General features: G+C 67.7%; 19 protein-coding genes and 1 tRNA gene. 9 read left to right on the top strand and 11 right to left on the bottom strand.

Annotation, left to right across the window (positions count from 1 at the left end):
• Positions 1-112 precede the first annotated feature (112 nt).
• On the bottom strand, positions 113-2,896 hold the full coding sequence (locus tag ACFVT5_RS25970) for a class I SAM-dependent DNA methyltransferase (RefSeq protein WP_389892979.1): 2,784 nt from the start codon (positions 2,894-2,896) through the stop codon (positions 113-115).
• Positions 2,897-3,494: 598 nt separating this feature from the next.
• Between ACFVT5_RS25970 and ACFVT5_RS25965 the strand changes: the two genes are divergently transcribed.
• The gene (locus tag ACFVT5_RS25965) at positions 3,495-4,058 is read left to right on the top strand and encodes an HD domain-containing protein (protein WP_389892603.1); all 564 of its coding nucleotides are present in this window, start codon (positions 3,495-3,497) and stop codon (positions 4,056-4,058) included.
• Here the strand turns inward: ACFVT5_RS25965 and ACFVT5_RS25960 are convergent.
• Positions 4,046-4,513 (bottom strand): NUDIX hydrolase, encoded by a 468-nt coding sequence (locus ACFVT5_RS25960; RefSeq protein WP_389892600.1) that lies wholly within the window; start codon positions 4,511-4,513, stop codon positions 4,046-4,048. The genes ACFVT5_RS25965 and ACFVT5_RS25960 overlap by 13 nt on opposite strands.
• Positions 4,500-5,273 (bottom strand): XRE family transcriptional regulator, encoded by a 774-nt coding sequence (locus tag ACFVT5_RS25955; protein ID WP_389892597.1) that lies wholly within the window; start codon positions 5,271-5,273, stop codon positions 4,500-4,502. The genes ACFVT5_RS25960 and ACFVT5_RS25955 overlap by 14 nt, the downstream gene beginning before the upstream one ends.
• A gap of 95 nt (positions 5,274-5,368) precedes the next feature.
• On the opposite strand from ACFVT5_RS25955, the gene ACFVT5_RS25950 reads away from it, so the two are divergent.
• From ACFVT5_RS25950 to ACFVT5_RS25925, 6 genes are all read left to right on the top strand, one after another.
• Positions 5,369-6,061 (top strand): haloacid dehalogenase-like hydrolase, encoded by a 693-nt coding sequence (locus ACFVT5_RS25950; protein ID WP_389892594.1) that lies wholly within the window; start codon positions 5,369-5,371, stop codon positions 6,059-6,061.
• Between the two features lie 105 nt (positions 6,062-6,166).
• Positions 6,167-7,069 carry a radical SAM protein gene (locus tag ACFVT5_RS25945; RefSeq protein ID WP_389892591.1) on the top strand — a complete coding sequence of 301 codons (903 nt, stop codon included), beginning with the start codon at positions 6,167-6,169 and terminating at the stop codon, positions 7,067-7,069.
• Between the two features lie 61 nt (positions 7,070-7,130).
• A complete protein-coding gene (locus ACFVT5_RS25940; protein WP_389892588.1) occupies positions 7,131-7,703 on the top strand; it encodes a hypothetical protein in 573 nt (190 codons plus the stop codon).
• Entirely contained in the window at positions 7,621-8,283 is a 663-nt protein-coding gene (locus ACFVT5_RS25935) for an SAM-dependent methyltransferase (RefSeq protein ID WP_389892585.1), read from the top strand. Before ACFVT5_RS25940 ends, ACFVT5_RS25935 begins: the two co-directional genes overlap by 83 nt.
• Positions 8,284-8,294: 11 nt before the next feature.
• Complete coding sequence (locus ACFVT5_RS25930) at positions 8,295-8,882, top strand: class IV adenylate cyclase (protein WP_389892583.1); 588 nt, start codon at positions 8,295-8,297, stop codon at positions 8,880-8,882.
• Positions 8,883-8,901: 19 nt separating this feature from the next.
• Positions 8,902-9,276 carry a hypothetical protein gene (locus tag ACFVT5_RS25925; RefSeq protein ID WP_389892580.1) on the top strand — a complete coding sequence of 125 codons (375 nt, stop codon included), beginning with the start codon at positions 8,902-8,904 and terminating at the stop codon, positions 9,274-9,276.
• 95 nt (positions 9,277-9,371) lie between these two features.
• Here ACFVT5_RS25925 and ACFVT5_RS25920 read toward each other — a convergent pair whose 3' ends face one another.
• The 5 genes from ACFVT5_RS25920 to ACFVT5_RS25900 form a co-directional block, all read right to left on the bottom strand.
• Entirely contained in the window at positions 9,372-11,084 is a 1,713-nt protein-coding gene (locus ACFVT5_RS25920; protein WP_389892577.1) for a relaxase/mobilization nuclease domain-containing protein, read from the bottom strand.
• A complete protein-coding gene (locus ACFVT5_RS25915; protein ID WP_389892574.1) occupies positions 11,081-11,641 on the bottom strand; it encodes a MobC family plasmid mobilization relaxosome protein in 561 nt (186 codons plus the stop codon). Before ACFVT5_RS25915 ends, ACFVT5_RS25920 begins: the two co-directional genes overlap by 4 nt.
• A 323-nt stretch (positions 11,642-11,964) precedes the next feature.
• Positions 11,965-12,906: a DUF2637 domain-containing protein gene (locus ACFVT5_RS25910; RefSeq protein ID WP_389892571.1), complete on the bottom strand. Its 942-nt coding sequence runs from the start codon at positions 12,904-12,906 to the stop codon at positions 11,965-11,967.
• Between the two features lie 418 nt (positions 12,907-13,324).
• Positions 13,325-14,635 carry a DUF3631 domain-containing protein gene (locus tag ACFVT5_RS25905; protein ID WP_389892568.1) on the bottom strand — a complete coding sequence of 437 codons (1,311 nt, stop codon included), beginning with the start codon at positions 14,633-14,635 and terminating at the stop codon, positions 13,325-13,327.
• A gap of 233 nt (positions 14,636-14,868) precedes the next feature.
• Positions 14,869-15,114, bottom strand: coding sequence for a hypothetical protein (locus ACFVT5_RS25900; RefSeq protein WP_389892976.1), 246 nt, complete (start codon positions 15,112-15,114; stop codon positions 14,869-14,871).
• Positions 15,115-15,193: 79 nt separating this feature from the next.
• On the opposite strand from ACFVT5_RS25900, the gene ACFVT5_RS25895 reads away from it, so the two are divergent.
• Both ACFVT5_RS25895 and ACFVT5_RS25890 read left to right on the top strand, forming a co-directional pair.
• Positions 15,194-15,895, top strand: coding sequence for a helix-turn-helix domain-containing protein (locus tag ACFVT5_RS25895; RefSeq protein ID WP_389892565.1), 702 nt, complete (start codon positions 15,194-15,196; stop codon positions 15,893-15,895).
• Entirely contained in the window at positions 15,892-17,454 is a 1,563-nt protein-coding gene (locus tag ACFVT5_RS25890; protein ID WP_389892563.1) for a tyrosine-type recombinase/integrase, read from the top strand. The genes ACFVT5_RS25895 and ACFVT5_RS25890 overlap by 4 nt, the downstream gene beginning before the upstream one ends.
• A 128-nt stretch (positions 17,455-17,582) precedes the next feature.
• On the opposite strand, the gene ACFVT5_RS25885 is transcribed toward ACFVT5_RS25890, so the two are convergent.
• The 3 genes from ACFVT5_RS25885 to ACFVT5_RS25875 form a co-directional block, all read right to left on the bottom strand.
• Positions 17,583-17,656 (bottom strand) — tRNA-Thr (locus ACFVT5_RS25885).
• Positions 17,657-17,753: 97 nt separating this feature from the next.
• Positions 17,754-19,421, bottom strand: coding sequence for an alpha/beta hydrolase (locus tag ACFVT5_RS25880; RefSeq protein WP_389892560.1), 1,668 nt, complete (start codon positions 19,419-19,421; stop codon positions 17,754-17,756).
• 171 nt (positions 19,422-19,592) lie between these two features.
• On the bottom strand, positions 19,593-20,798 hold the full coding sequence (locus tag ACFVT5_RS25875; RefSeq protein WP_389892557.1) for a DNA polymerase III subunit delta': 1,206 nt from the start codon (positions 20,796-20,798) through the stop codon (positions 19,593-19,595).
• Positions 20,799-20,988: the final 190 nt, after the last annotated feature.

The following is a 20,988-nucleotide window of genomic DNA, read 5'->3' as shown; positions in this document are numbered from 1 at the left end:
GCCCGGGGTGCCACCCAGTCCACCCCATGCCACGCAGTCCGCTCACGCAGCGCTCACGCAAGTGCTCCGCGCGCCGCGAGTCGACCGAGCGCACGGAGCCTCTCCGGGCCGATCAGGCCAGGCGAACACCCTTGCTCCAAATGCCCGTTTCCTGCAGCTTGGATCGGATCTGATCCAGTCGCTTCACGACAGCGGCAATCTGCCGCTGCCTCTCAAGGTCGGGCTTGCCTTCGGCGTCGACCGGGACCTCGACCGTCAGTTGGGCAACGCGCTTCGTGTAGAGCTTCGCCTCGTAGAGGTAGCCTCCCTGCGCGATCGTCTGCGCCAAGGCAACCGCGAGATACCCGAGATCGATGTCGTGCTCCGGGGGCTCCGTATCGTCGGTGTTCTCGCTGCCGGCGTCCTCCGAGGTCTCATCGTCGAGTTCGAGCTGGCCGTCCGATGCAGGCTTTGGCCAGGACTGCACGATGACCACGTCATCGGTCATGACGCAGTTGGCCTCGCGATAGAACACCGTTCCGACAGCTGACGCCCCCGTGGCCATCACGGTCACGCACGGATACGGCTCCGGTTCAACTCCGCGCTCCGCCAGCCATTCACGATCAATCATCCCCTTAGTGGTTTCAGGGCGAGTGAAGACCGAATAGACGGGAACGTCACCTGGATTATCGCGCAGGTCTACGTTCCTGATCCTAATTCCCGAGCGAACTTGAAATCGACTGGCATCCGACAGTGCGAATTCTTTAACGTCGCCGTTTTGGAGGAGGGCAAGCTCCTCCTTGGCTTGACGGAGGTCGTCGATCAGCTCCTGCAAGGTCTCAGTCGCCAGATCGATAAATTCACCGCGCTCAATTGTGTCCGAGCGCTCACCAAGCTCGATGTGTTCTACATCCGTCCAGTGGCGGATCACATCCCACCGTTCATCAGGAGCGAAGGAACTGGCGGGCACGATCTTCGCGAAGGCGCATTCCTCGTACCGCACAGGACGGGTCACAGGCCCCGACAGCCCACTATTCACATAGTGGACGAACAAATCGGCCAGAGCGGCGAGATCGTTATCATCAGGGGTCGGGACTCGCTCATAATCAAGCGTCTCCCCGATGCTACGCGCAATGCCGCAGAAAACTGGCGGACGCGACTGTTTCTTCACCTTACGACGCTCAAGAACAAGGATGTACGTCGGCTGCGCCGTATTGAAGAAAGCATTTCGAGGGAGCTGAATACTTGCAAGAATATTACATTCCCGCAGAAGCTCCTTCTTCATCCTTTGAGCGGTGCGGTTGAGCAGGCCGAGAGGGACGATAACAAACGCCCGACCGCCAGGCTTAAGCGCGCCAGAGATATACCGAAGGAATAGAGCCTCTACCCCAAGGCCACCCGTGTCGTAGTACTGCTCCAGGTAGACGCCATTCTTCTTACCCTTTACGTGCTCGATCTCCTTGCGGTAGACAGCAGACCCTTGCGTCACGTAAGGGGGGTTCGTGAGGATGACATCCACCGAGTCCCGAGGCGGGTAGAGCAGCCCTCCGAGGGTCTCGTTGTCATTCATCAGAATGAACGTGTTGACCAGGGCCTGGTTCAAGGCTTCTGGCGTAGTCTGCGGGTCGCGCACGGACTCGGCGAGGTGCAGCAACATATTGGCCTTCGCCAGTATGTTCGTGGAGGCGTCGACATCGATACCTACCAGCTTGACTCGCTGCCGAGGCTCGCCATCAACGAACGTCACATTCCCAGGAAGTGCATCCGAGAAAAGCAGCGGCTCCAACAAAAAGCCGCCAACACCAGCCGCAGGGTCCAGGACCACCGAGTCTTCAGGCAATGCATTAAGCATCGCCATTTTCACCATCGGCTTCACGATATTTCGGGGCGTAAAGAATTGCCCGAGACGCTGCTGGCGAGCAGATCGCTTCAGGAACGTCTCGTACAGGCGGAGCTTGAACTCTGGGTCAATATTGGTCAGAGCTCCGAAATTCTGAAACTCGTCCAGAATTTCACAGAAAGTGCGATTGTAGGACGAGATCGTGGTTGTGACCGACGAGCGCAGGAAGGCGAACCCGTTGATGACAGACGTGTACGAGGTAATGGTCGCGAGGCCGAAGACGTTTCGAACCTTCTCGTCGTCGACTACCAGACGTTCCGCAAACACCTGCTTGATTCGAGGCCGAATACTATTCACATAGTATTCGATCTGGGTGCACCCCTTGTTCCGAGCAAACTCCTCAGGGTCGGAAAGCAAGACATCGAATCGATAGTCCGCGGGAAGCACTGAGAGCGGAAGGTTATCGGACAGAAACTTAAGCATGAAGAACTCAACGAAGGTGAGCAGACAGTCCTTGGGCTCTGCCTTCGTTGTCTGCCAGATGATCTGCCAGACTTTTTCGGAAAGCGGGCGCGGATCGCGCTCCACATCCGATTCGCCTCGATAGAGGTCAGAAAGCACAGATGGCGTGAAATCGCGAATTTCCGGGATCTCTACGATCTTTCCCGCCGCAGCGGAGGCCGCTGCATCGATATACCGGAATCGTTCACCATCCGTTGTGAGGGCCAGACGCACACCCATTGCGAGCGCACCGACTACCGCTTGTTCCGCCGCAGCCAGTTCATCAGTGCTCTTGCGGAGACGTGTCTTGTCCTTCCACTCGGCGACAGCAATCGGCACAAGCCTGCCAGCGACCCTGTGGATATAGACGTTATCGGGCTTGACGAGACTGGCTCGCTTCGGAGCCTTGTAGCGCTCACAGGGGAACGTAACGGCGCTCGCCGGTGTGAAGTCCAAGCCAGCCTTGGCGAGCCTCGCGACTGTTGTGGCTCCAAGCTCCAGGACCTCGAAGTCGCCGAACCGCTTGCCCCTCACACCGTCAGGTGTCAGGTACCCCTGTTGGGCAAGCTCTTCCATGCTCACGGCAACCACCATCCGCCACGCCAGTCACCCTGTGCTATCACGGTGCTGGAAAGTCAATGAATCCGAACCGCCCAAACTTTACTCACTGACTGGGCCGGTGCCTGTGGAACGTCAGTACAGCGCAATCATCGGGCTCAGCAGGGCGCCATCCTGACAACCGGGACCATGCACTTGTCGCCGCTGGCCTCAGCGCCCCTCACCGAGGACGCTGAGATGCGCTGCGAAGCTGGTGGCCATGCTTTCGAGCACAGCTCTGCCATTGACTGCGGTAGCGAGGGACGGGAAGCCGATTACACCAGATCTGGCGTACGCGCTCACGCCTTGAACCAGGAGGAACAGGTGGGGTCAACATCGTGGTCCGCGGCTGCAAAGCCGTCTCGGACCAGCTCGGGGGCTGCGTGGAGGAGGACGGAGGTCTCGATCTCCAGTCTCTGCCACCTTGCAGGACGGAGTTGCATGCGGAACAGATCGTTCAGAATGCGTGCCGGGCCTGGATACGCAGGCTGGCTCCTGGCGCCCCACATCCAGTTGATGACCAGTGCCCGGCTCGGACCTGGGACTGATCTTGGGCCGCACTGGGCATCGACGGACCATGGACGAAACGATGCTGTCGTGGGCAAGGCAAGTAGCCGAGAAGGAGCTAAGCGGCGTGCTGCCCCGGCGGTGGGCGCATTCGCAGGGGGTAGCGGCGCGTGCGGCCGGGCTGGGCCATTTCCTGGGAGGGGATGCTGAACTCCTTGCTGCGGCCGCGGTGCTGCACGACGTGGGCTACGCGCCCCGACTGGCGGAGACGGGTTTCCATCCGCTCGACGGGGCCCGGTTCCTGCGGGAAGAGCATGGTGCGGACGAACGGCTGGTGCGGTTGGTTGCGAACCACTCGTTTGCGCTTCTTGAGGCCGAGGAGCGCGGTTTGCGCGAGGATCTCGCGACGGAGTTCCCCTTGCTGGAGGAGCCGCTGCTGGTGGATGCCCTCGTGTACTGCGACATAACCACGACGCCCGACGGGGGCCGGACCACCGCGCAGGACCGGGTCGCGGAGATCCGCAGCCGCTACGGGGACGACAGCGTGGTCGGGCGGTTCATCCGCCGGGCGGCACCGGAGATTTTTGCCTCCGTGGAGCGAGTGGAAGTGGCACTGGTGGCTCAGCCTAGGTAGGGGTAGGTGCCTGCGAGATAGTCCCCGATCTGCTGGCGCATGCTCGGGTGGATGTCGTACTGGTCGAGGTCGGCCGGCTGGACGAAGCGGACGCCGTCAGCCTCGTCGTTGATCGTGGGCACTCCGCCGACGGGCCGGCCGATGTAGGTGTTCTCGTACTGCTGGCGGATCTCGCCATCGGTGTACGCGACGATGTGGTTCGGGTTGGTGTAGACACCGAGAAACCCGGTGAGCTCCGCGATGATCCCGGTCTCCTCCAGGCACTCGCGCACCGCGCACTCGGCCGCGGTCTCGCCGATGTCCTGGGCTCCGCCGGGGAGCGCCCACTGGCCGGTGTCGCGGCGTCGCTGGAGCAGGATGGCCCCGGTCTCGTCAACGACGAGAAGGTTGCTGGCCGGAATGAGGGTGTTCGCCTTCGGGGCGGTCGGGTCGTTGTAGTACTCAGTCCTGCCCATGGTTGGCGGTCCTCTCCTGGTCGGGTGCCCACGACCGCGCGGCGGCCCAGACGGTGTCGAAGCTCTGAGCGTAGTTGTCGAACCACCCTGTCTCGTCTGTCCTCTTGAGGTGGAGCACCGGGTTGGCGCTGGCCGGTTGTCCCCAGATGTGGGGGTTGACGAGCAGGTTGTCGTCGTAGCGGAACATGGACGTGTAGAGCGTGGTGTCGTGGAGCCGGACGGCGCACCCGGCCTCGCCCAGCAGCGGACGGTAGTACGTCAGCGAGGCGCGGATCTTGGCGGCGAGGGTGTCGCCGATTCCCTCCTCGTGGCCCCGGATGGCGACTGCCTGCCCGTCCGGGTCGCCGAAGCACAGGCGCACCCGCACTCCCTTGACGGCACGTTCGGAGAGCATCTTGGCGACGTGGGGGTTGGACTGGGCGAAGAAGGTGCCGGAGAAGACGAGGACGCCGATCTCGTGCCGAGTCTCTCGCAGCAGCGCGAGCCAGACGTCCCGGGGCACGCTGGCCCGGTTCTGGTAGGTGCCGACCAGCTCGGTGCCTAATCCGTCCCGCGGCCGGCCGGGGCGCTTGGACGGCTCAGGCCAGAGGAAGGTCTCCTCCACCCGCAGGTGTCGCGCAACGCGGAAGCGGTGCCGGGCATGGGGAATCCGCCCGCCCAGCCACCTGCTCACCGTTTTGGGATCTACCTCGCAGACCTCGGCAAGCGAGTCGGGCGAGACGCCGCGTTGGCCGAGCACAGTGCGCAGTCGGTCGTTCACAGCAGCTATCGAATCGGCACACCACGTGATCGCGCAAGGACGTTTTGGGACGCGGTCGCTGAAGCGGAACCCGGCCGACTGCATACTCTGGCGCCATGGAGCTCTTCGTCCTGTGGGACATCGACCACACCCTCATCGAGAACGCGGGAGTGAGCAAGGAGATCTACGCCGCTGCCTTCGCGGCACTCTCGGGACGCGAGCCCACGGAGCCGGCGCGTACCGAGGGGCGTACCGATCGACTGATCATGCGCGACATGTTCGTCCGCGAAGGGCTGCCCGTACCTGACTGGCACTTCATCGAGACCGCGCTCGCCCAGGCGGGCGAAGCACGCCTGGGCGAGCTGCGCAGGCGCGGGACTGCCCTGCCCGGTGTCCATGAGGCGCTGAAGGCCGCCTCCGTTCAGAGAGGTTGGATCTCGTCCATCCTGACCGGCAACATCGCCGACAACGCCCGTGTGAAGCTGTCCGCGTTCGGCCTCGACTCGCTGCTGGACCTGCCGGTGGGCGCCTACGGAGCGGACGCCGATCTCCGCCCCCATCTGGTCGCTGTCGCTCGCGAGCGCGCGCAGCGACTTCGCGGTGTTTCGGCCGACGTCCCCACCGTCCTTGTGGGGGACACCCCGCGGGACGTCGAAGCAGCTCTGACCACGGGCTCCGGGATCCTCGCCGTCGCCTCCGGCATCCACACGGCGGAGGAACTGGCCGCGGCCGGCGCTGCTGACGTCCTGCCAGACCTGTCGGACACGAAGCGCGTCCTCCGCATGATGGAGTCCTTCGCAGGTCACTGAAAACGTCCCAGGACGTCCTCGGACCGTCCCTGAACGCGGTGACGAGGTCCCCGGCCGGAAAGCCACTATCGGGCTCCCAACAGGCAGTCAGCCGAAGGAGCCGACATGATCGGGGAAGTCACCGGGATCAGGAAGATCCGAATGCTGTACCTGCAGCTGCTCTACCGCTGCAACTTCACGTGCCTGCACTGCTTCCACGGCGAGCGGCTCCAGCACGCCGACGCCTTCACCGCTGAGGAAGCCGCGAGCCTCCTCACCCTGATGCGGGACGAGTACGGCACGGAGGCCGTGACTCTGCTCGGCGGAGAGCCGTTCGTCCACCGGGACCTCGCGCGGGTCGTCCGCCACGCCAAGGAGGAGCTGGGCCAGCGCGTCGAGATCTGCACCAACGGGTACCGGATCGAGCGCCGCCTGACCGAGATCGCTCCGTACCTGGACCTGCTCAGGGTGTCGTTGGAGGGCGTCGGATCGACCAATGACGGCATCCGCAGGCAGGGCAGTTACCAGAGCGCCTTGAACTCGCTCGGCCTGGCGCGGGACCTCCGCGTTCCGACGGGTGCCACCATGACCGTCACCTCGCGGAACATCAACGAGGTCCTCCCTCTCGCCGGCGTCCTGGCGCAGCTCGGGGTCCGGCAGCTCAAGCTCCACCACCTGCGGCCGGTCGGTCACGCCGCCGACCATCCCGAACTGCTGGTCACCGCCCCCTCCGCCTACGGCCGGCTCCGCGAAGAACTCGCGTCGGCCGACCTCCCCCTGGAGGTGATCGTCGACGAAGACCTCTCCGAGCACGGCGCGCCGCAGGTGTGCGCACCGTCCGACGGTCCCCGCGAGATCGACCGCATCGAGGCGGACCCGCGCGGTGCGTTGACCATGTCCTGCAAGGCCGTGGGCAAGGACTCGCACGCATTCTGGTACGAGAAGGCGGCAGGACGCATCGTCCACAAGCCCTCATCCGCCGACGAGCTCACTCTCGCGGTGCCGGACGTGGTGTACGGCCGTGCCTGAACACCCGCGTTTCGAGAGCCTGGAGGGATTACGCGGCACTGGTAAGTCCACCCTGGCGCCTATGCTCGCCGTCGCCCGACAAGCCGTCCTCGTCTCCACCGTCCCATCCCATTACCAGCCGCTCAGACACGCGGTGGACGACGGGACGAACGTCGAGGCACGGATGTGTCTCTACCTTTCCGCCCTGTTCACCGCGGCCGAGGAGATACAGCAGCATCTCGACGCAGGCGTCCCTGTCGTCGTCGAGAGCTACTTCGCCCGGTGCCTCGCCACACACCGGGCCCTGGGCGCCCGCCTCGGTATCACCCTGCCGAGCCGACTGCCGGCACCCGTCACGTACCACCTCGTCTGCGACGAGGACGAACGACAGCGCCGCCTCGCTGGACGGAACAAGCCGGCATCGCGATGGGACGCACTGATCGAGACCGCTACGGACCGGGTGACGGAAGCCTACGAGTCGTTCCCGATGCATCGCGTCGACACCACGGGGCGCAGCCCCGACGAGGTCCTCCGCATGATCACGGACACCGATACGCAAGGAGCGCAGTCCCATGCGGACACAGAGCCTTTGGGAGCACACCCTCACCTTCTTCCCGCAGTTCCTCGCCACGTTGCGGGAACGCGTCGCCCATGACGCCACCGTCGCGGTTGTCGGCGCGAGCGATGGCAAGTTCGTCCTGCCCCTCGCCGCCGCCGGCTACCACGTCGTCGCCGTCGAACGCGACGCGGTCGCCCTCCACGGGGGCGACGTCCACCTCCCGGGTGACAGCCGGGCACACGCGTTGGGCCTGATCGACCGACTGAAGCTCGAAGAACTCCACGAACGCGTACAGGTCGTTGAGGACGACTTCCTCGACGGCGAGCCCCTGGGCCCGCTGTGCGAGGCGGTCTGGACGAGTTGCTCGTGGCATTACAGTGCCAACCACCACCGCCCGCTCGCTGAGTTCGTCGACCGCATGCAGCGCTTGGTCCGCCCGGGCGGTGTGTTCGGCGCTGAGTTCATGATGCCCGTCGAAAGACGCCACCACATGAGCGAGCACTACACCTCCCCAGAGCGCCTTCGCCACCACTTCCTCGGCGACTGGGAGGTCCTGCTCACCCTGCGCACCAACGAGTTCACCGAGCGACCTCACGTCGGCCAACTGCACGACCACACCCACCGCATGGGCCTGCTCATGGCAGCTCGCACGTCCACCCTCACCGACCACTTCTGAGAGAAGGACCCATGAAGCACGAGTACGAGGCGAAGTTCCTGGCCGTCGACGCCGCCGGGCTCCAGGCCAAGCTGACTGACCTCGGCGCCGTCCAGGCGTTCCCCCGCACGCTCCTCACCCGCAAGATCTTCGAGAACGACTCCCTGGATGGCGGGGCCTGGATCCGGCTGCGGGACGAGGGCACCCGCTCGACGCTCACGCTCAAGCAGGTCACCGACGCCACGACGATCGACGGCACCAAGGAGATCGAGACCGAGGTCACCGACCTGCACGCCATGGCCGACATCCTGCGCCGGGTCGGCCTCACCGAGGTGCGCTACCAGGAGAACTATCGCGAGGAGTGGCGCCTGGGCGAGGTCGCCTTCGACTTCGACACCTGGCCGGACCTCCCCACCTTCCTGGAGATCGAGGGCCCCGACGAGGCGTCGGTACGGCAGGCCGCCGCGCTGCTGGACATCGACTACTCCGAAGCCCGCTTCGGCAGCGTCGACGAGATCTACAAGAGTGAGTCCGGCCGCGACATCCTCGCCGAACCCACCCTTCTGTTCTCCGACGCCGAGAAGCAGGGGGACGCTGGTACGACGGCCCAGGGCCGTTGAGCGCGGAGGTGGACGAGCAATGCTGACGGAAGTCGCCTTACAGCACAGGGTGATCCCTGGGATCGCCGCGTTCGCCCGCGGAGGACTGCCCGCACCGGCGGCCACCGACGACGGCAACGAATGGGTCGACGGACTCTGCTGGCTCTACTGCGGGCAGCGGTGGACGCGCGTTCTGTGGATCGGCCCCGCCAGAGTCGCCGGCGCCCAGGCGCCGATGTACGCGTGCGGCCCCTGCATCCACGTGCTGCAGGAACGGATCTGGCAGTCCCTCCTCAGCGAGGATCGTACGGAAAGATCCCCCCGGCCGAGCGAAGCCGCCGCGGTGGGACAGCCGACCTCCGGCACGAGGACCGGCAAACACCGGGGCCAGAGCAGGTTCCTCCGCCGAGGTTAAGCCCCCGCCCTGGTCACGCAGGTGCCCGCCGTCCCCTGCGGCGCGAGCCCCGTGACCAGGGCGGGTCTTGGCGTCCGCGCTTTCGGTCAACTGTCTCAGAGGCGCGGACGGTGCTTCGATCCCGCGAGGGACATAGGCGGTGCGGGCTGAGTCACATCGGCCGACGGGCCGGTCGCGGACACTCGCATGGTCGTGGTCCCGCGGGCCGCTTCGGCCCGACGGTTGGGTACGGGGTTTCGACCGGTGTGCTGGATGCGGGTGATCAGGACGCGGGCGGGTTGACGGGCGGTGGTGAGTTCACGCTGGGCGGCGGCTTCCTTGAGGAGCTGATCGGGTTTGTGGCCGCCGGCTTCGGCATCGGCAAGGACGGTGGCGAGGGCAGGCCAGGCGGGGTCGGTGAGGATGCGGTCGGCGTGGTCGGGGACGGCGGCGCGTACGTCATGGGCAAGCGTCCGTCGAGCCTGTTCGGTGAGCTGGCGGCCGGTGAGGTCGCCGACGACAGGCGTGAGGGCCTGATCGGCGGCCTTCTGGAGGTGGTGGAGGGTCTGGCGGGCGGCTTCGGCCTGGTGCGCGTGGTTCTTCGCCTCGTGCCACCGGGCGGCGAGGATCGTGGCCCAAACGAGGGCGGCAAGCAAGGTGGCCAAGGCGCTGCCGTCGGGGTCTGTGGCGGTGTGGGCGATGTCGCGGGCCGCGCGGCGCAAAGTGTGGGCGGCCTGGTTCTCAGCCTGAATCTGGGAGCGCTGGGCGCGGGCGAATGCCTTTGATGCTGCTCGTAGTTCGGCGTGGAGGTGCGCGGGGACTTTCTGGGCGGTGGCCTCGATGAGTTCGCCGAGCGCGGTGATGTGGGCCTGGGCGTCGGCGTCGTCGGCCATGTCGGAGTGGAGAGTGTCGAGGGCGCCGGTGGCCTGGTGCCAGGGGGTGGTGGGGCGCTCTCGGCGGGCGGTGGGGTGTTCCTGTGGCACGGCGGTTTCGAGGCGCGCCTTGAGCTTGGGGAGGGTGAGGTCGGGGGCGATCCTTCCGCCGGGGTGGAAGATCTGTTCGCCGTCCTTGTTGAGGTCGCCGGGGCGGCCGACGGCGTAGCCGAGGAGGTCTCCGGACGGTCCGCGGCGGGGTTTGATCGCGATGCCGTCGGCTTCGAGGTAGGCGAGGAGTTCCTCGGCGCTGCCGGCGTGAGGGATGGCGGCGCGGATGCGGTCCTGAAGCCAGTCGCGGCTGGTCTGCTCCCAGCCGAGGCGTTCGGCCTTGTGCATCTCGGCCTGGGTGGGGCGCCGTCCGGCGGTGCGGTCGCCCTTCTTCAGTTGGCGCAGGCCGTAGTCGGTCTCGATCTGGCGGCAGGCGTCGCCTACGCGGATACCGCTGTCGTGAAGCTTGGGGCGGCGTCCGTCTTCGCGGACGGTGGTGCCGAGAATGTGGATGTGGTCGTCCGCGTGGCGTACGGCTATCCACCGGCAGGCCAGGTCGTCTCCGGGCGGGGCGATGCCTGCGGCTTCGACGATGCGCTGGGCTATGTCGGCCCACTCGGCGTCGGCGAGATGCCGGTCCTCGGGGGCTGCGCGGACGGGGCAGTGCCAGACGTGATCGGTGACCTTCTTGCCGAACTCGCTGTTCCGGAGATGTACCGGCTCGTTGAGGTGGCGGGCGAGCTGGGTAAGGGTGGCTTCGGGGTTACGACCAGGATCGGGCATGCCGAGCATGGCGAAGCCCGCGACGATGTGTGGGTCGAAATGTTCGTCATGACGGCCGGGACCGTAGAGGTAGGCGAGCAGGCCGCGGGTGTCGGCTCCAGCCGGTTTGATGGCGGCGATCACGCGGCCTGGTCCTTCCTGGGGTCGGCGGGTTCGCGCAACACCTCGGCGATCAGTTCCAGCAGATGGTGCAGCTCGTTGAGACGGTGACGTATGTCGGGTGGGGCGAGGTCGCTGTTGAGGGCGCGGGCGATCTGGTTGACGTTGACGCCGATGCGGTTGAGCTCGCGCAACACTTGGGCACGGAACATGTGAGTGCGACGACGGTCCTCGGACAGCGGCAAGTTCGCCGTGAACCGACCGGTGATGAACGCGAGGACGATGTCCGCGGCGAAGCCGGATTCCCCCTTGTAGCCGTGTTCGGCGGCGGCCTCCTGGAGGTCGGCGTGCTCGTCGCCGGTGAACCGCAGCGGGCCGACGCGCGTGGTCCGCTTGGTGCCGGTGAAACGGCGGATCGCCGACTGGACGCTCTGCACCGCCCGCTCGCCGGCGGCCGGCTCGGTGACGGGTGCGGTGCGGAGGATCTGGTGCTGGGCGGCGTGAAGCTCGTCCGAGTCGGGGCCGCCCTCGGCACCGACCTCCCGGTCCGGCGCCCCCTGGCGCCGAGCCGTCTCCGCCACCCCCGGGGCGGAGACCCCCGAAGACCGGCCTTGAGTCGGACTCGGGGTACTACTGGCTCCGCCCGGAACAGGTCGTCCGAATGCGCGGCGCCAACGAGCCATCAGCGTAGAGGAGGATCCCGACCTGAGTGACTCAGCCGGGGTGTCTTCGGGCAGGTGCTGGTCGTGCGTCAAGGAAGATGCTCCAGGTACGGCTGGGCAGGCGCGGCGGAGGTACCTTGCCCGGCGAGGTCGTCGTGCTGTCCACAGGTGTGGAAATGTGCGGGGCGGCTGGCCGGTGCCCGGGTGACCGGAAGGGTTCCGGTCACCCCGGCGGGCTGCGTTCAGCGCTTGGAGACCTCGATCCCGGCAGCTTCGAGTTCCGGCCGAAGAAGCTCCATCACCTCGGTCTGCCGCTCACTGCCGATCGTCAGGTCTCGGTCCTTAACGGCCGCTCGGAGCAAACCGCGAGTGAGCTTGCCGTGCTGGTGACCGGTGGCCCGGCCGATATCCGCCAGCTCCGAGATTGTCGCCTTCGGCGGACGTCCACCGCTCGACTTGCTCTCTGGTACCTGGGACGCAGGTTCCGTCCGCTCAGTACCGGAGGCATGCGGACCGTCTGGAGCGGCGGCTGGCGTACGGCTGTGGCTGAAGCCACCGACCGATGGTCCCTTCGCCTGTACGGAACCGGTGTCCGGGGAGTCGTCGGACGGTGCGACGAGCTGGTGGATCTGTCGCATCAGGACGCCGAAGGCCACCATCGCGGCGGCCGGAGGAACTGCGGCGACCACGTAATCGAGGAACGGGACGGTGCGGGCGTTGCCGATGCCGCTGACCCCGGCAACGTTCAGCGCAATGGAGCCGACTGATCCGACGGCGGTCACGGCGATCGCCCAAGAGTCGGTGACACGGCGCAGCGCTGCGCGCAGCATGAGCAGCTCGCCCGCGACGATGAACGCGTCCAGGGTGGCGGGCCAAGCCCAGCGGCGGATGGGCGACGCTCCGAGCCCGTGCTGGCCGGCCACGTCAGCCAGATGCGCGTAGGAGAGCCAGAACGCTCCGGCGGTCAGGGCGACGATGACAATGCCTGCCGCGCCAAGCGCGTATTGCTCGGCGGCAGCCCTCTTCTTCGGCTGCCCTTCAACAGGCCGGTTGTACGGCGGCTGCGGCTGCGGCTGCGGCTGCGGCTGCGGCTGCGGCTGCGGCTGCGGCTGCGGCTGCGGCTGCGGCTGCGGCTGCGGCTGCGGCTGCGGCTGCGGTGCATGAGAGAGGTGCGGGGCGGTCAAGCGGAAGACTCCTGGGGGTAGCGGTGTGCGGCGTCTTTGCCGTCTCGGCCGTTGCAAGTGCAGGTCAGCGCGGGACGTCAACGCTCCGGACGTGCCGTCTCGGCGAGCAGCACCGGCATCTTGTCCCGAGCCGGGACAAGAACGCGGGCGTCCGGGGCGGGCCCTACCGGGTCGGTGTGTCCCTTGAAGGGACGGCTGCGTTGCGCCGTCCGTCCTAGCAAGCAGGGCTATGAACTGCGGCGATACGGCATAGACGCCTGGGACGTGGCAAGACGGATCTGGCCAGCGTCTCCCGGAGGGCAACGCGCCGGGAGACGATTGCGTTGCCGTCTTGCCCCTGGCTGACGTCTTGCCGGTGTGCCGTCTGACCTGCGAGACCACGGCAGGGACGGCAAGTACGGCAACCAGGGGGTGCGGTTCAGCCTTCGCCGCGAGTGGGGTCGGCGTCGACAGGATGGACGGTGGGGCAGTACCGCCGCCAGGCGTCGAGGAACTTGTTGCGCATATAGCCCTTGCGCTGCGTCCGGTCGGCCATGCGCACGTTGCCGGGCCGAATGTCGAAGTCGCGCAGCATCCTGCTGAGTTCCCGGGAGGTCAGGCCGTCGCGCCCTCGCTCCCCCCACGGGGCTTCGGGGTCTCGGCACAGGTGGTGGAGGAGGTCCTCCGTGGAGAGGCTGTCCACCTCGCGCTGGGCGAAGAAGACCCGCCGGATATCGGCGAGGATGCGCGCACCGCTGGGGTGGTCCTCCTCGGCCGCCACCTCGGAAGCGACCATCCGCGCGCAGGCGACCCGCGCACGCCGGTTCCAGCGCCCACCGGCCAGGTCAGCGACGATCACCAGGGGCTCCCACGTGTCGGCGGCGCGGTCCTCGACCGGCATGTCCGGCTCCAGGCTCGCGGCCTCCTCCAGCAACGGCCTGGCCCACGCGTGGACGCGGTCACGCAGCTCGTGCAGGGCCGGGATGTCACGGCGGGAGCGGAAGGGCTTGACCTTCTCGCCCTCCGCTCGGCGCCGCATCCGGATTACCACCGATCGGTCCATGACCGTGTCGGGCAGGTCCCCGATCCCCGCGATGGCCGCCATGGCGAAGGTGGCGAACTTGTGCGGGGTGTGGTCGTTGCCGACGACCCGGGTCACGTAACGACCCCGCTGGTGACCCGCGTTGAGCAGGCCGCGCGTCTCCTCGTTCTTCTCCGCCACCTTCGGGCCGAAGATGGTGTCGGCCTCGTCCACCAGCAGCGTCGGCGGCTCCTCCTCGTTGATCGAGCGGAAGATGGCCGCCGGTGTGGTGTTGATGGTCAGCATCGGATCGTGGACCGTCTCGGTCAGCACGTCCAGCAGCCGCGACTTGCCGCAGCGCTTCGCCGGCCCCACCACCGCCAGACGCGGGGCGTGCTGCCACGCGGGCTGGAGATGCGTCGCCACCACCCACAAGGTGATCGCGTCCAGCGCCTCCGGTGAGGGCGGGATGACGAACTGGGCTATCTGCGCACGCAGTTCGTCCAGGAGCTTCGAGCCAACCGTCGGCTCCGCGTCGGGTGTGGCCTCCAGCCCGCTCGCCGCATCCGCCTCGTCGGCGGTGCGGGCGACCGTATCGTCGCTCGGGTCCGGAGCGGCGCTGTCAGGCTGCGCGGCACGCAGGTGGGCGCCGGGCTGGCCGGGGACGGCCGTTGCAGGCCAGGCCGCTCGGGCGGGGGCGGAATAGGACTCGGGGTTCTCGGGTTGCACCAGGCGGCTCCTCGTCTGGCGGTGTTGGGCTTGCACGCCCCTACCGCCGGGTCGGTTCTCATGGGATTGCTGGGGGGTCTCGGAGCCTCCGGCGTTGCACCGCCGGAGGCTCTCCCTCTTCTCGCGGGGGTTTCGGGACCGCGAGCGACCACGGACAGTACGTCCACGCCGTGCCACAGTCCAGCGTTTCTGTGTCAGCTCAGCGCAGAAGAGCCTGCTGCGCATCAGGCGCTTCACGCCGCCAGCCCCAACAGGGTCAACAGATCGGCGGTCACCACCCGGTAGGCGTTACCCAGCCGCAGCACCTTGCACGGGTACTGACCACGCTTCGCCAGCTCGTACCCCTTGCTCCGCCCCAGCCCCAGCGCCCGATTACCTGTCTCCAGGTCAACAGCCGCGGGAAGCTCCAACAGCTCCTCGCGGCTCATCCCCTTCACCCGGCCGACCGGTTCGTTCTCTCGCACACGCGCTCCATTCATGACTGAGCCCTCGGCGAACGCGACCATCACGCCCGTCTCCAGGTCATGGAATCAACGCTAGGCAAGCTAATGTGTCTACATGACACAACACCGTTCGGACCATGGATACGAGAAGGGCGACGACGAGGACGACGTCCCTGAGTGGGCGGACCAGGTCATGGCCACCGTGGCGGGCGAGGTCCGCAGACGACGGAAGGAACTGGGGTGGAGCGCGCAGGACTTGGCCGACAAGTGCGAGGAGATCGGCCACCCGATCCCCCGCAACGTCATCGCCAACATGGAGTCCGGACGCCGCTCCAACCTGCCCTTGGTCGACGTCATCGTGCTGGCCGAGGCACTGAACACCCCGCCCATCTGCCTCGTCTATCCCGTCGGCTACGTCGACGACGTGCAGCGACTCCCACTCCAGCACCCCACCACGTCGCTGGACGCGCTGCGCCGGTTCACCGGGGAAGAGACGGACCTCGGCACCGACGACGACATGCTCCGATACTTCCGCGCCCACCACGCCGCCCAAGAGCGACTGCGCCGCGCGCGACAAGACGAGGAGCACGCCCGCTACCAGGCCACGACCGCCCCGAACACGGATCGGAGGGCTGAGGCCCTGCGCGCCCAAGCACACGCCGCCGAGACGGCCGACGAAGCCAAGAGCCGCCTGCGAAGAATCCGCGCCTTCATCCAGGAGGAGGGCGTCACACCCCCATACCTCTGGCCCGACGTGGTCAGCGCAGTCGAAACGCCCGGAAGCGATCCCGACAACACCGAGGAGAATGATCTTTGAAGGGCTCCACCTACCGCCGCTGCTCCTGCCGCGACCCCAAGACCGGCAAGGAACTCGGCACGTCCTGCCCGAAGCGCAACAGCAGGAACCACTGCACGTACTCCATACGCCAGGAGCTGCCACCCCGCGAGGACGGCAGCCGCAGGTCCTTCGCCCGCGGCAGCTACGACAGCCGCAAGGCCGCCCAGGCCGACCTCGACCACGTACGCGCCCTCCTGGGGCTGGCCGAGTCGGACGACCCCGAGGGCACGGAACTGATCGCCGTCATGCTGGCGGAATTCAGCCGCGAGAAGGCTCCCCTGCCCGACGTCGAGGAGACGAGGCGGCGTCTCAACGCCGGCCAGGACCTCATCGGCAGCCTGACCGTGGCCGAATGGCTCGACCGGTGGCTGGCGGGCAAGCGCATACGCAAGTCCGGCCTGAGCCGCTACGAGACCGACATCCGCGTGCACCTCAAGCCGCACATCGGGCACCGGCGCCTGGACCGGCTGCGCGTCAGCCACCTCAGCGAGATGTTCACGGATATCCGCGAGGCCAACGCCCAGATCCTGGAGCAGAACGCTCAACGGCGAGCCGCTCTCGACGAGTTGGCGACGGTGCCGTGGAAGGGCGCGGAGCACCGCGCCCGCCGCAAGGCGATGAAGGCCGCGATCGACGAGATGCCGCCCTTCCGTCGCATTACCGGCCCTGCCACGCGCCTGCACGTCAAAGCCACGCTCCGCGCCGCCCTGAACGACGCGATCGGGCAGCAGATCATCACGTTCAACCCGGCGGCCCACGTCGAGATCGATCCCGTGCGCAAGCCGAAGGCGCTCGTGTGGACGGACGAGCGGGTCGCCAAGTGGGAGCAGACGGGCGAGAAGCCGTCGCCTGTGATGGTGTGGACGCCCCAGCAGACCGGCGCCTTCCTCGACTTCGTCGCCGAGGACCGGTTGTACGCGATGTGGCACCTGATCGCCTTCCGCGGCCTGCGCCGCGGGGAGGCGTGCGGGCAGCCCTGGTCGGAGACGAACCTCGACACCAACTCCCTCACCGTCTCCTCCCAACTCGTCCAGGACGGCTGGGAGATCGAGGCATCCGACCCCAAGACGGACAGCGGCTACCGCGTGGTCGCGCTCGACGACGACACCGTCGACGTCCTGAAGCGGCACCGCGAACGGCAGGACGCGGACCGCAAGGAGTGGGGCTCGGCCTGGGTCGAGACAGGCCACGTCTTCATTCAGGAGGACGGCTCCTGGCTCCACCCCGGCAAGGTGACCGACCTCTTCGAGCGCCTTGTCGCCGCCTCCGGCCTCCCGCCGATCCGGCTGCACGATCTGCGCCACGGTGCGGCAACTCTCATGCTGGCCGCCGACATCGACATCAAGATCGTGTCGGACACCCTCGGGCACAGCGACACCCGCATCACGCGGGACATTTATCAGAGCGTCCTGCCTCAAGTCGGCAGGAGCGCCGCCGAGGCGACCGCGAAGCTCGTCCCCCTCCAGCGCAAGGCCGAGGCCGAGAAAGCTGCACGCAAGGCCGCGAAGAAGGCCAAGCGCCGCAAGCCCAAGAAGTAGGTCCCCGGGCGGCGCCGCTCACGCATCGCTCACGCAAGCAATCCCACGGCATCTCAGCCGTGTGCCGCGCCATGCCCCGAGCAACAGAAAACCCCAGGTCACGGGCTATGTGACCTGGGGTTTCGCTGAGCCGCCTTCGGGATTCGAACCCGAGACCTACGCATTACGAGTGCGTTGCTCTGGCCATCTGAGCTAAGGCGGCGCGCCGGTTCGCACCATGGTGCGGTCAGCAACGGCGCCAAGTCTACACAGTTTCCGGAGGGGGCCAGACCACCCCCCGAGAGCAGTGCTCTCACGCGCTATGAGCAGCGCTTTCCGTCTCGTGGGGCCGTTCCCTTCAGCAGGTAGTCGTTGATCGCGGAGTCGATGCACGCGCTGCCCCGACCGTACGCCGTGTGCCCGTCACCGTTGTAGGTGAGGAGCGTGCCGGAGTCGAGCTGGGCGGCCAGGGACTCGGCCCAGCGGTAGGGCGTGGCGGGGTCGCGGGTCGTGCCGACCACCACGATCGGCGCCGCGCCCTTCGCCTCGATCCGGTGGGACCTACCCGTGGCCTTCACCGGCCAGTACGCGCAGTTGAGCGCCGACCACGCCAGGCCGTCGCCGAAGACCGGCGACGCCTTCTCGAAGGCCGGCAGCGCCTTGGCGACCTCGTCCGGCGAGGTGAAGGACGGGGGCAGGTCAAGGCAGTTCACGGCGGCGTTGGCGAACATGAGGTTCGCGTAGCGGCCGTCGTCGGCGCGTTCGTAGTAGCTGTCGGACAGGGCGAGCAGCCCCTTGCCGTTCTTGTCCTTCATCGCCGCGGACAGCGCCTCGCGCAGTTGGGGCCACGCACCCTCGTCGTACATCGCGGCGATCACGCCCGTGGTCGCGAGGGCCTCGCCCAGGTCACGGCCCGGCGTACCCGTCGGGATCGGGTTCTCGTCGAGCTTCTGGAAGAACGCCTTCAGACGCTCCCCCGCCGTCGCGGGCGTCGCCGCCGGCCGGCCTCCGGCGCTGGGTGCGTCACCACCGTGACCACCGTGACCACCGCTCGGCGTACCCCCGTTGACCGACCCGGCGGCCCCCGCCGCCCCCGCCCCCGCCGCGCCGCCCAGCGGGCAGTCCGTCCGCTTCAGGCAGTCCTTCGCGAAGGACTGGAACGCCGTCTCGAACCCGGCCGTCTGGTCCTCGTTCATCGCGCGCGCCGACAGCGACGGGTCCATCGCGCCGTCCAGGACGAGCCGCCCGACCCGGTCGGGGTAGAGACCCGCGTACGTGGCCCCGAGGAAGGTTCCGTACGACGCGCCCACGTACGTCAGTTTGTCGTCGCCGAGCACCGACCGCAGGACGTCCATGTCCCGCGCCGCCTCGACCGTGGACACATGCGGCAGGATCTTCGCCGAACGCGCCTCGCAGCCGGCCGCGAACTTCTTGTACGCCCGGACGAGTTCGTCCCGCTCGCGCGTGTTGTCCGGTGTCACATCGGTCTGCGTGTACGCGTCCATCTGCTTGCCGTCGAGACATTCGACGGGTTCGCTACGGGCGACTCCGCGCGGGTCGATCGCCACCATGTCGTAACGGGCGCGGACCGACGCCGGGTAGCCGAGCGCGGCGTACGCCTGGAGGTAGCCGATCGCCGAGCCGCCCGGACCGCCCGGGTTGACCAGCAGCGAACCGATCCGCTGACCGGGGCCCGTGGCCTTCTTCCGGGACACCGCCAGTTTGATGTCACCGGAGTCCGGCTTGTCGTAGTCGAGCGGGGCCTTCATCGTGGCGCACTCGAAGCCGGGCGCACCGCACTCGCGCCACGCCAACTTCTGCTCGTAGTACGGGGTCAGCGCCCGCGGGGTCGACTTCGGCAGCGCCGCCATCGACACCGCGGCCGTCGAACTCCCCGAGGAGCATCCGGAGATGAGCAGGCCGGCGGCGGTGAGCAGGGTGCCGGCGGCGCGGAGGGCACGGCGGCGGGGGCGGGGACTGGTGCACATTCCGCGACCTTAACCCTCAGCGAGCGCCCGATCGCTCCGCGTGGCCACCACTCCGGCTCGTACGAGTGAAACCCCGGACCGCGCGCGTACATGTGTCCCCCCAACTCCGGCGCGTCCGTGCGACCTCCCCCCGTTTCCCCCCTCGCAACCCGTCACCCCGCCCGCAACCCATTACCCCGCCCGCAACGCCATAGTCATCGCCTCCACCGCCAACAGCGGCGCCACATTGCTGTCCAGCGCCCCGCGGCACGCGGAAATCGCCTCGATCCGCCGGAGCGTCGCCTCCGGGGAACTGCCGCGCGCGAGGCGGTCCAACGTGTCCTCGGCGTCGGTGTTGGCGAGGGCGAGCCGGGTGCCGAGCTGGAGGGCGAGTACGTCGCGGTAGAACCCGGTGAGGTCGGTCAGCGCCAGGTCCAGGCTGTCGCGCTGTGTCCGCGTACGCCGGCGCTTCTGCCGGTCCTCCAGGTCCTTCATCACGCCCGCCGTGCCCCGCGGCATCCGCCCGCCCTGCGCCGCGCCGAGCGCCGCCTTCAGCTCCTCGGTCTCCTTCACGTCCAGCTCGTCGGAGACGTCCTTGGCGTCCTCCGTCGCCGCGTCGATCAGCTCCTGCGCGGCCCGGAGACAGCCGCCGACGTCCTCCACGCGCAACGGCAGCTTCAGCACGGCGGCCCGGCGCTCGCGCGCCCGCGGGTCGGTGGCGAGTCGGCGGGCCCGCCCGATGTGCCCCTGGGTGGCGCGGGCGGCGGCGGCGGCGACGTCCGGTTCGATGCCGTCGCGGCGCACGAGTACGTCCGCGACGGCGGCCACCGGCGGTGTCCGCAGCGTCAGATGACGGCAACGGGAACGGATCGTCGGCAGTACGTCTTCGAGCGACGGCGCGCACAGCAGCCACACCGTGCGCGGAGCGGGCTCCTCCACCGCCTTCAGGAGGACATTGCCGGCGCCCTCGGTGAGACGGTCGGCGTCTTCCAGGACGATGACCTGCCACCGGCCGACCGCCGGCGAGAGCTGGGCGCGGCGGACCAGGTCCCGGGTCTCCTTGACGCCGATCGACAGCAGATCCGTACGGACGATCTGCACATCCGCGTGCGTGCCGACCAGGGTCGTGTGGCAGCCGTCGCAGAACCCGCAGCCAGGGATGCCGCCCAGCGCGCGGTCGGGGCTCACGCACTGGAGGGCGGCGGCGAACGCGCGCGCGGCGGTCGACCGGCCGGAACCGGGCGGTCCGGTGAACAGCCACGCATGCGTCATCTTCGACGCCTCGGGCAGGGGGGTGCGCGCCGCGACCGCCGTCACGAGCGCGTCGGCATCCCGGGCGGCAGCGGCGAGCTGATCGCTCACCCGCTCCTGCCCCACCAAGTCGTCCCACACGGTCATGGGTTGCCGTCCTCGCCTCGCCCCGCACTTCGCCTTGCCCGATCCATTGTGGACGACCCCACTGACAATGGACGCAACGGCAACCGGACGGCCGACTTCAGCAAAAGCTCAGCCGGACGAGACAGCCCATGGGGACACCCACGGCACACCCATGAGACACCGGGACCCGGGACGCGACGCGCCTCAGCGA

This window comes from Streptomyces sp. NPDC058001 (genome assembly GCF_042886315.1).
Classification (GTDB): Bacteria; Actinomycetota; Actinomycetes; order Streptomycetales; family Streptomycetaceae; genus Streptomyces.
Note: the sequence above shows the minus strand (reverse complement) of the source record. Positions and strands in the feature narration are given on the sequence as shown.

What these genes read in the sequence shown, in the direction of transcription:
- ACFVT5_RS25940 (WP_389892588.1), top strand. Translation starts at nt 7,131, where the DNA reads ATGCTCGCCGTCGCCCGACAAGCCGTCCTCGTCTCCACCGTCCCATCC.
- ACFVT5_RS25970 (WP_389892979.1), bottom strand. Translation starts at nt 2,896, where the DNA reads ATGGAAGAGCTTGCCCAACAGGGGTACCTGACACCTGACGGTGTGAGG.
- ACFVT5_RS25895 (WP_389892565.1), top strand. Translation starts at nt 15,194, where the DNA reads ATGACACAACACCGTTCGGACCATGGATACGAGAAGGGCGACGACGAG.
- ACFVT5_RS25925 (WP_389892580.1), top strand. Translation starts at nt 8,902, where the DNA reads ATGCTGACGGAAGTCGCCTTACAGCACAGGGTGATCCCTGGGATCGCC.
- ACFVT5_RS25935 (WP_389892585.1), top strand. Translation starts at nt 7,621, where the DNA reads ATGCGGACACAGAGCCTTTGGGAGCACACCCTCACCTTCTTCCCGCAG.
- ACFVT5_RS25930 (WP_389892583.1), top strand. Translation starts at nt 8,295, where the DNA reads ATGAAGCACGAGTACGAGGCGAAGTTCCTGGCCGTCGACGCCGCCGGG.
- ACFVT5_RS25965 (WP_389892603.1), top strand. Translation starts at nt 3,495, where the DNA reads ATGGACGAAACGATGCTGTCGTGGGCAAGGCAAGTAGCCGAGAAGGAG.
- ACFVT5_RS25950 (WP_389892594.1), top strand. Translation starts at nt 5,369, where the DNA reads ATGGAGCTCTTCGTCCTGTGGGACATCGACCACACCCTCATCGAGAAC.
- ACFVT5_RS25900 (WP_389892976.1), bottom strand. Translation starts at nt 15,114, where the DNA reads ATGAATGGAGCGCGTGTGCGAGAGAACGAACCGGTCGGCCGGGTGAAG.
- ACFVT5_RS25875 (WP_389892557.1), bottom strand. Translation starts at nt 20,798, where the DNA reads ATGACCGTGTGGGACGACTTGGTGGGGCAGGAGCGGGTGAGCGATCAG.
- ACFVT5_RS25945 (WP_389892591.1), top strand. Translation starts at nt 6,167, where the DNA reads ATGATCGGGGAAGTCACCGGGATCAGGAAGATCCGAATGCTGTACCTG.
- ACFVT5_RS25960 (WP_389892600.1), bottom strand. Translation starts at nt 4,513, where the DNA reads ATGGGCAGGACTGAGTACTACAACGACCCGACCGCCCCGAAGGCGAAC.
- ACFVT5_RS25880 (WP_389892560.1), bottom strand. Translation starts at nt 19,421, where the DNA reads ATGTGCACCAGTCCCCGCCCCCGCCGCCGTGCCCTCCGCGCCGCCGGC.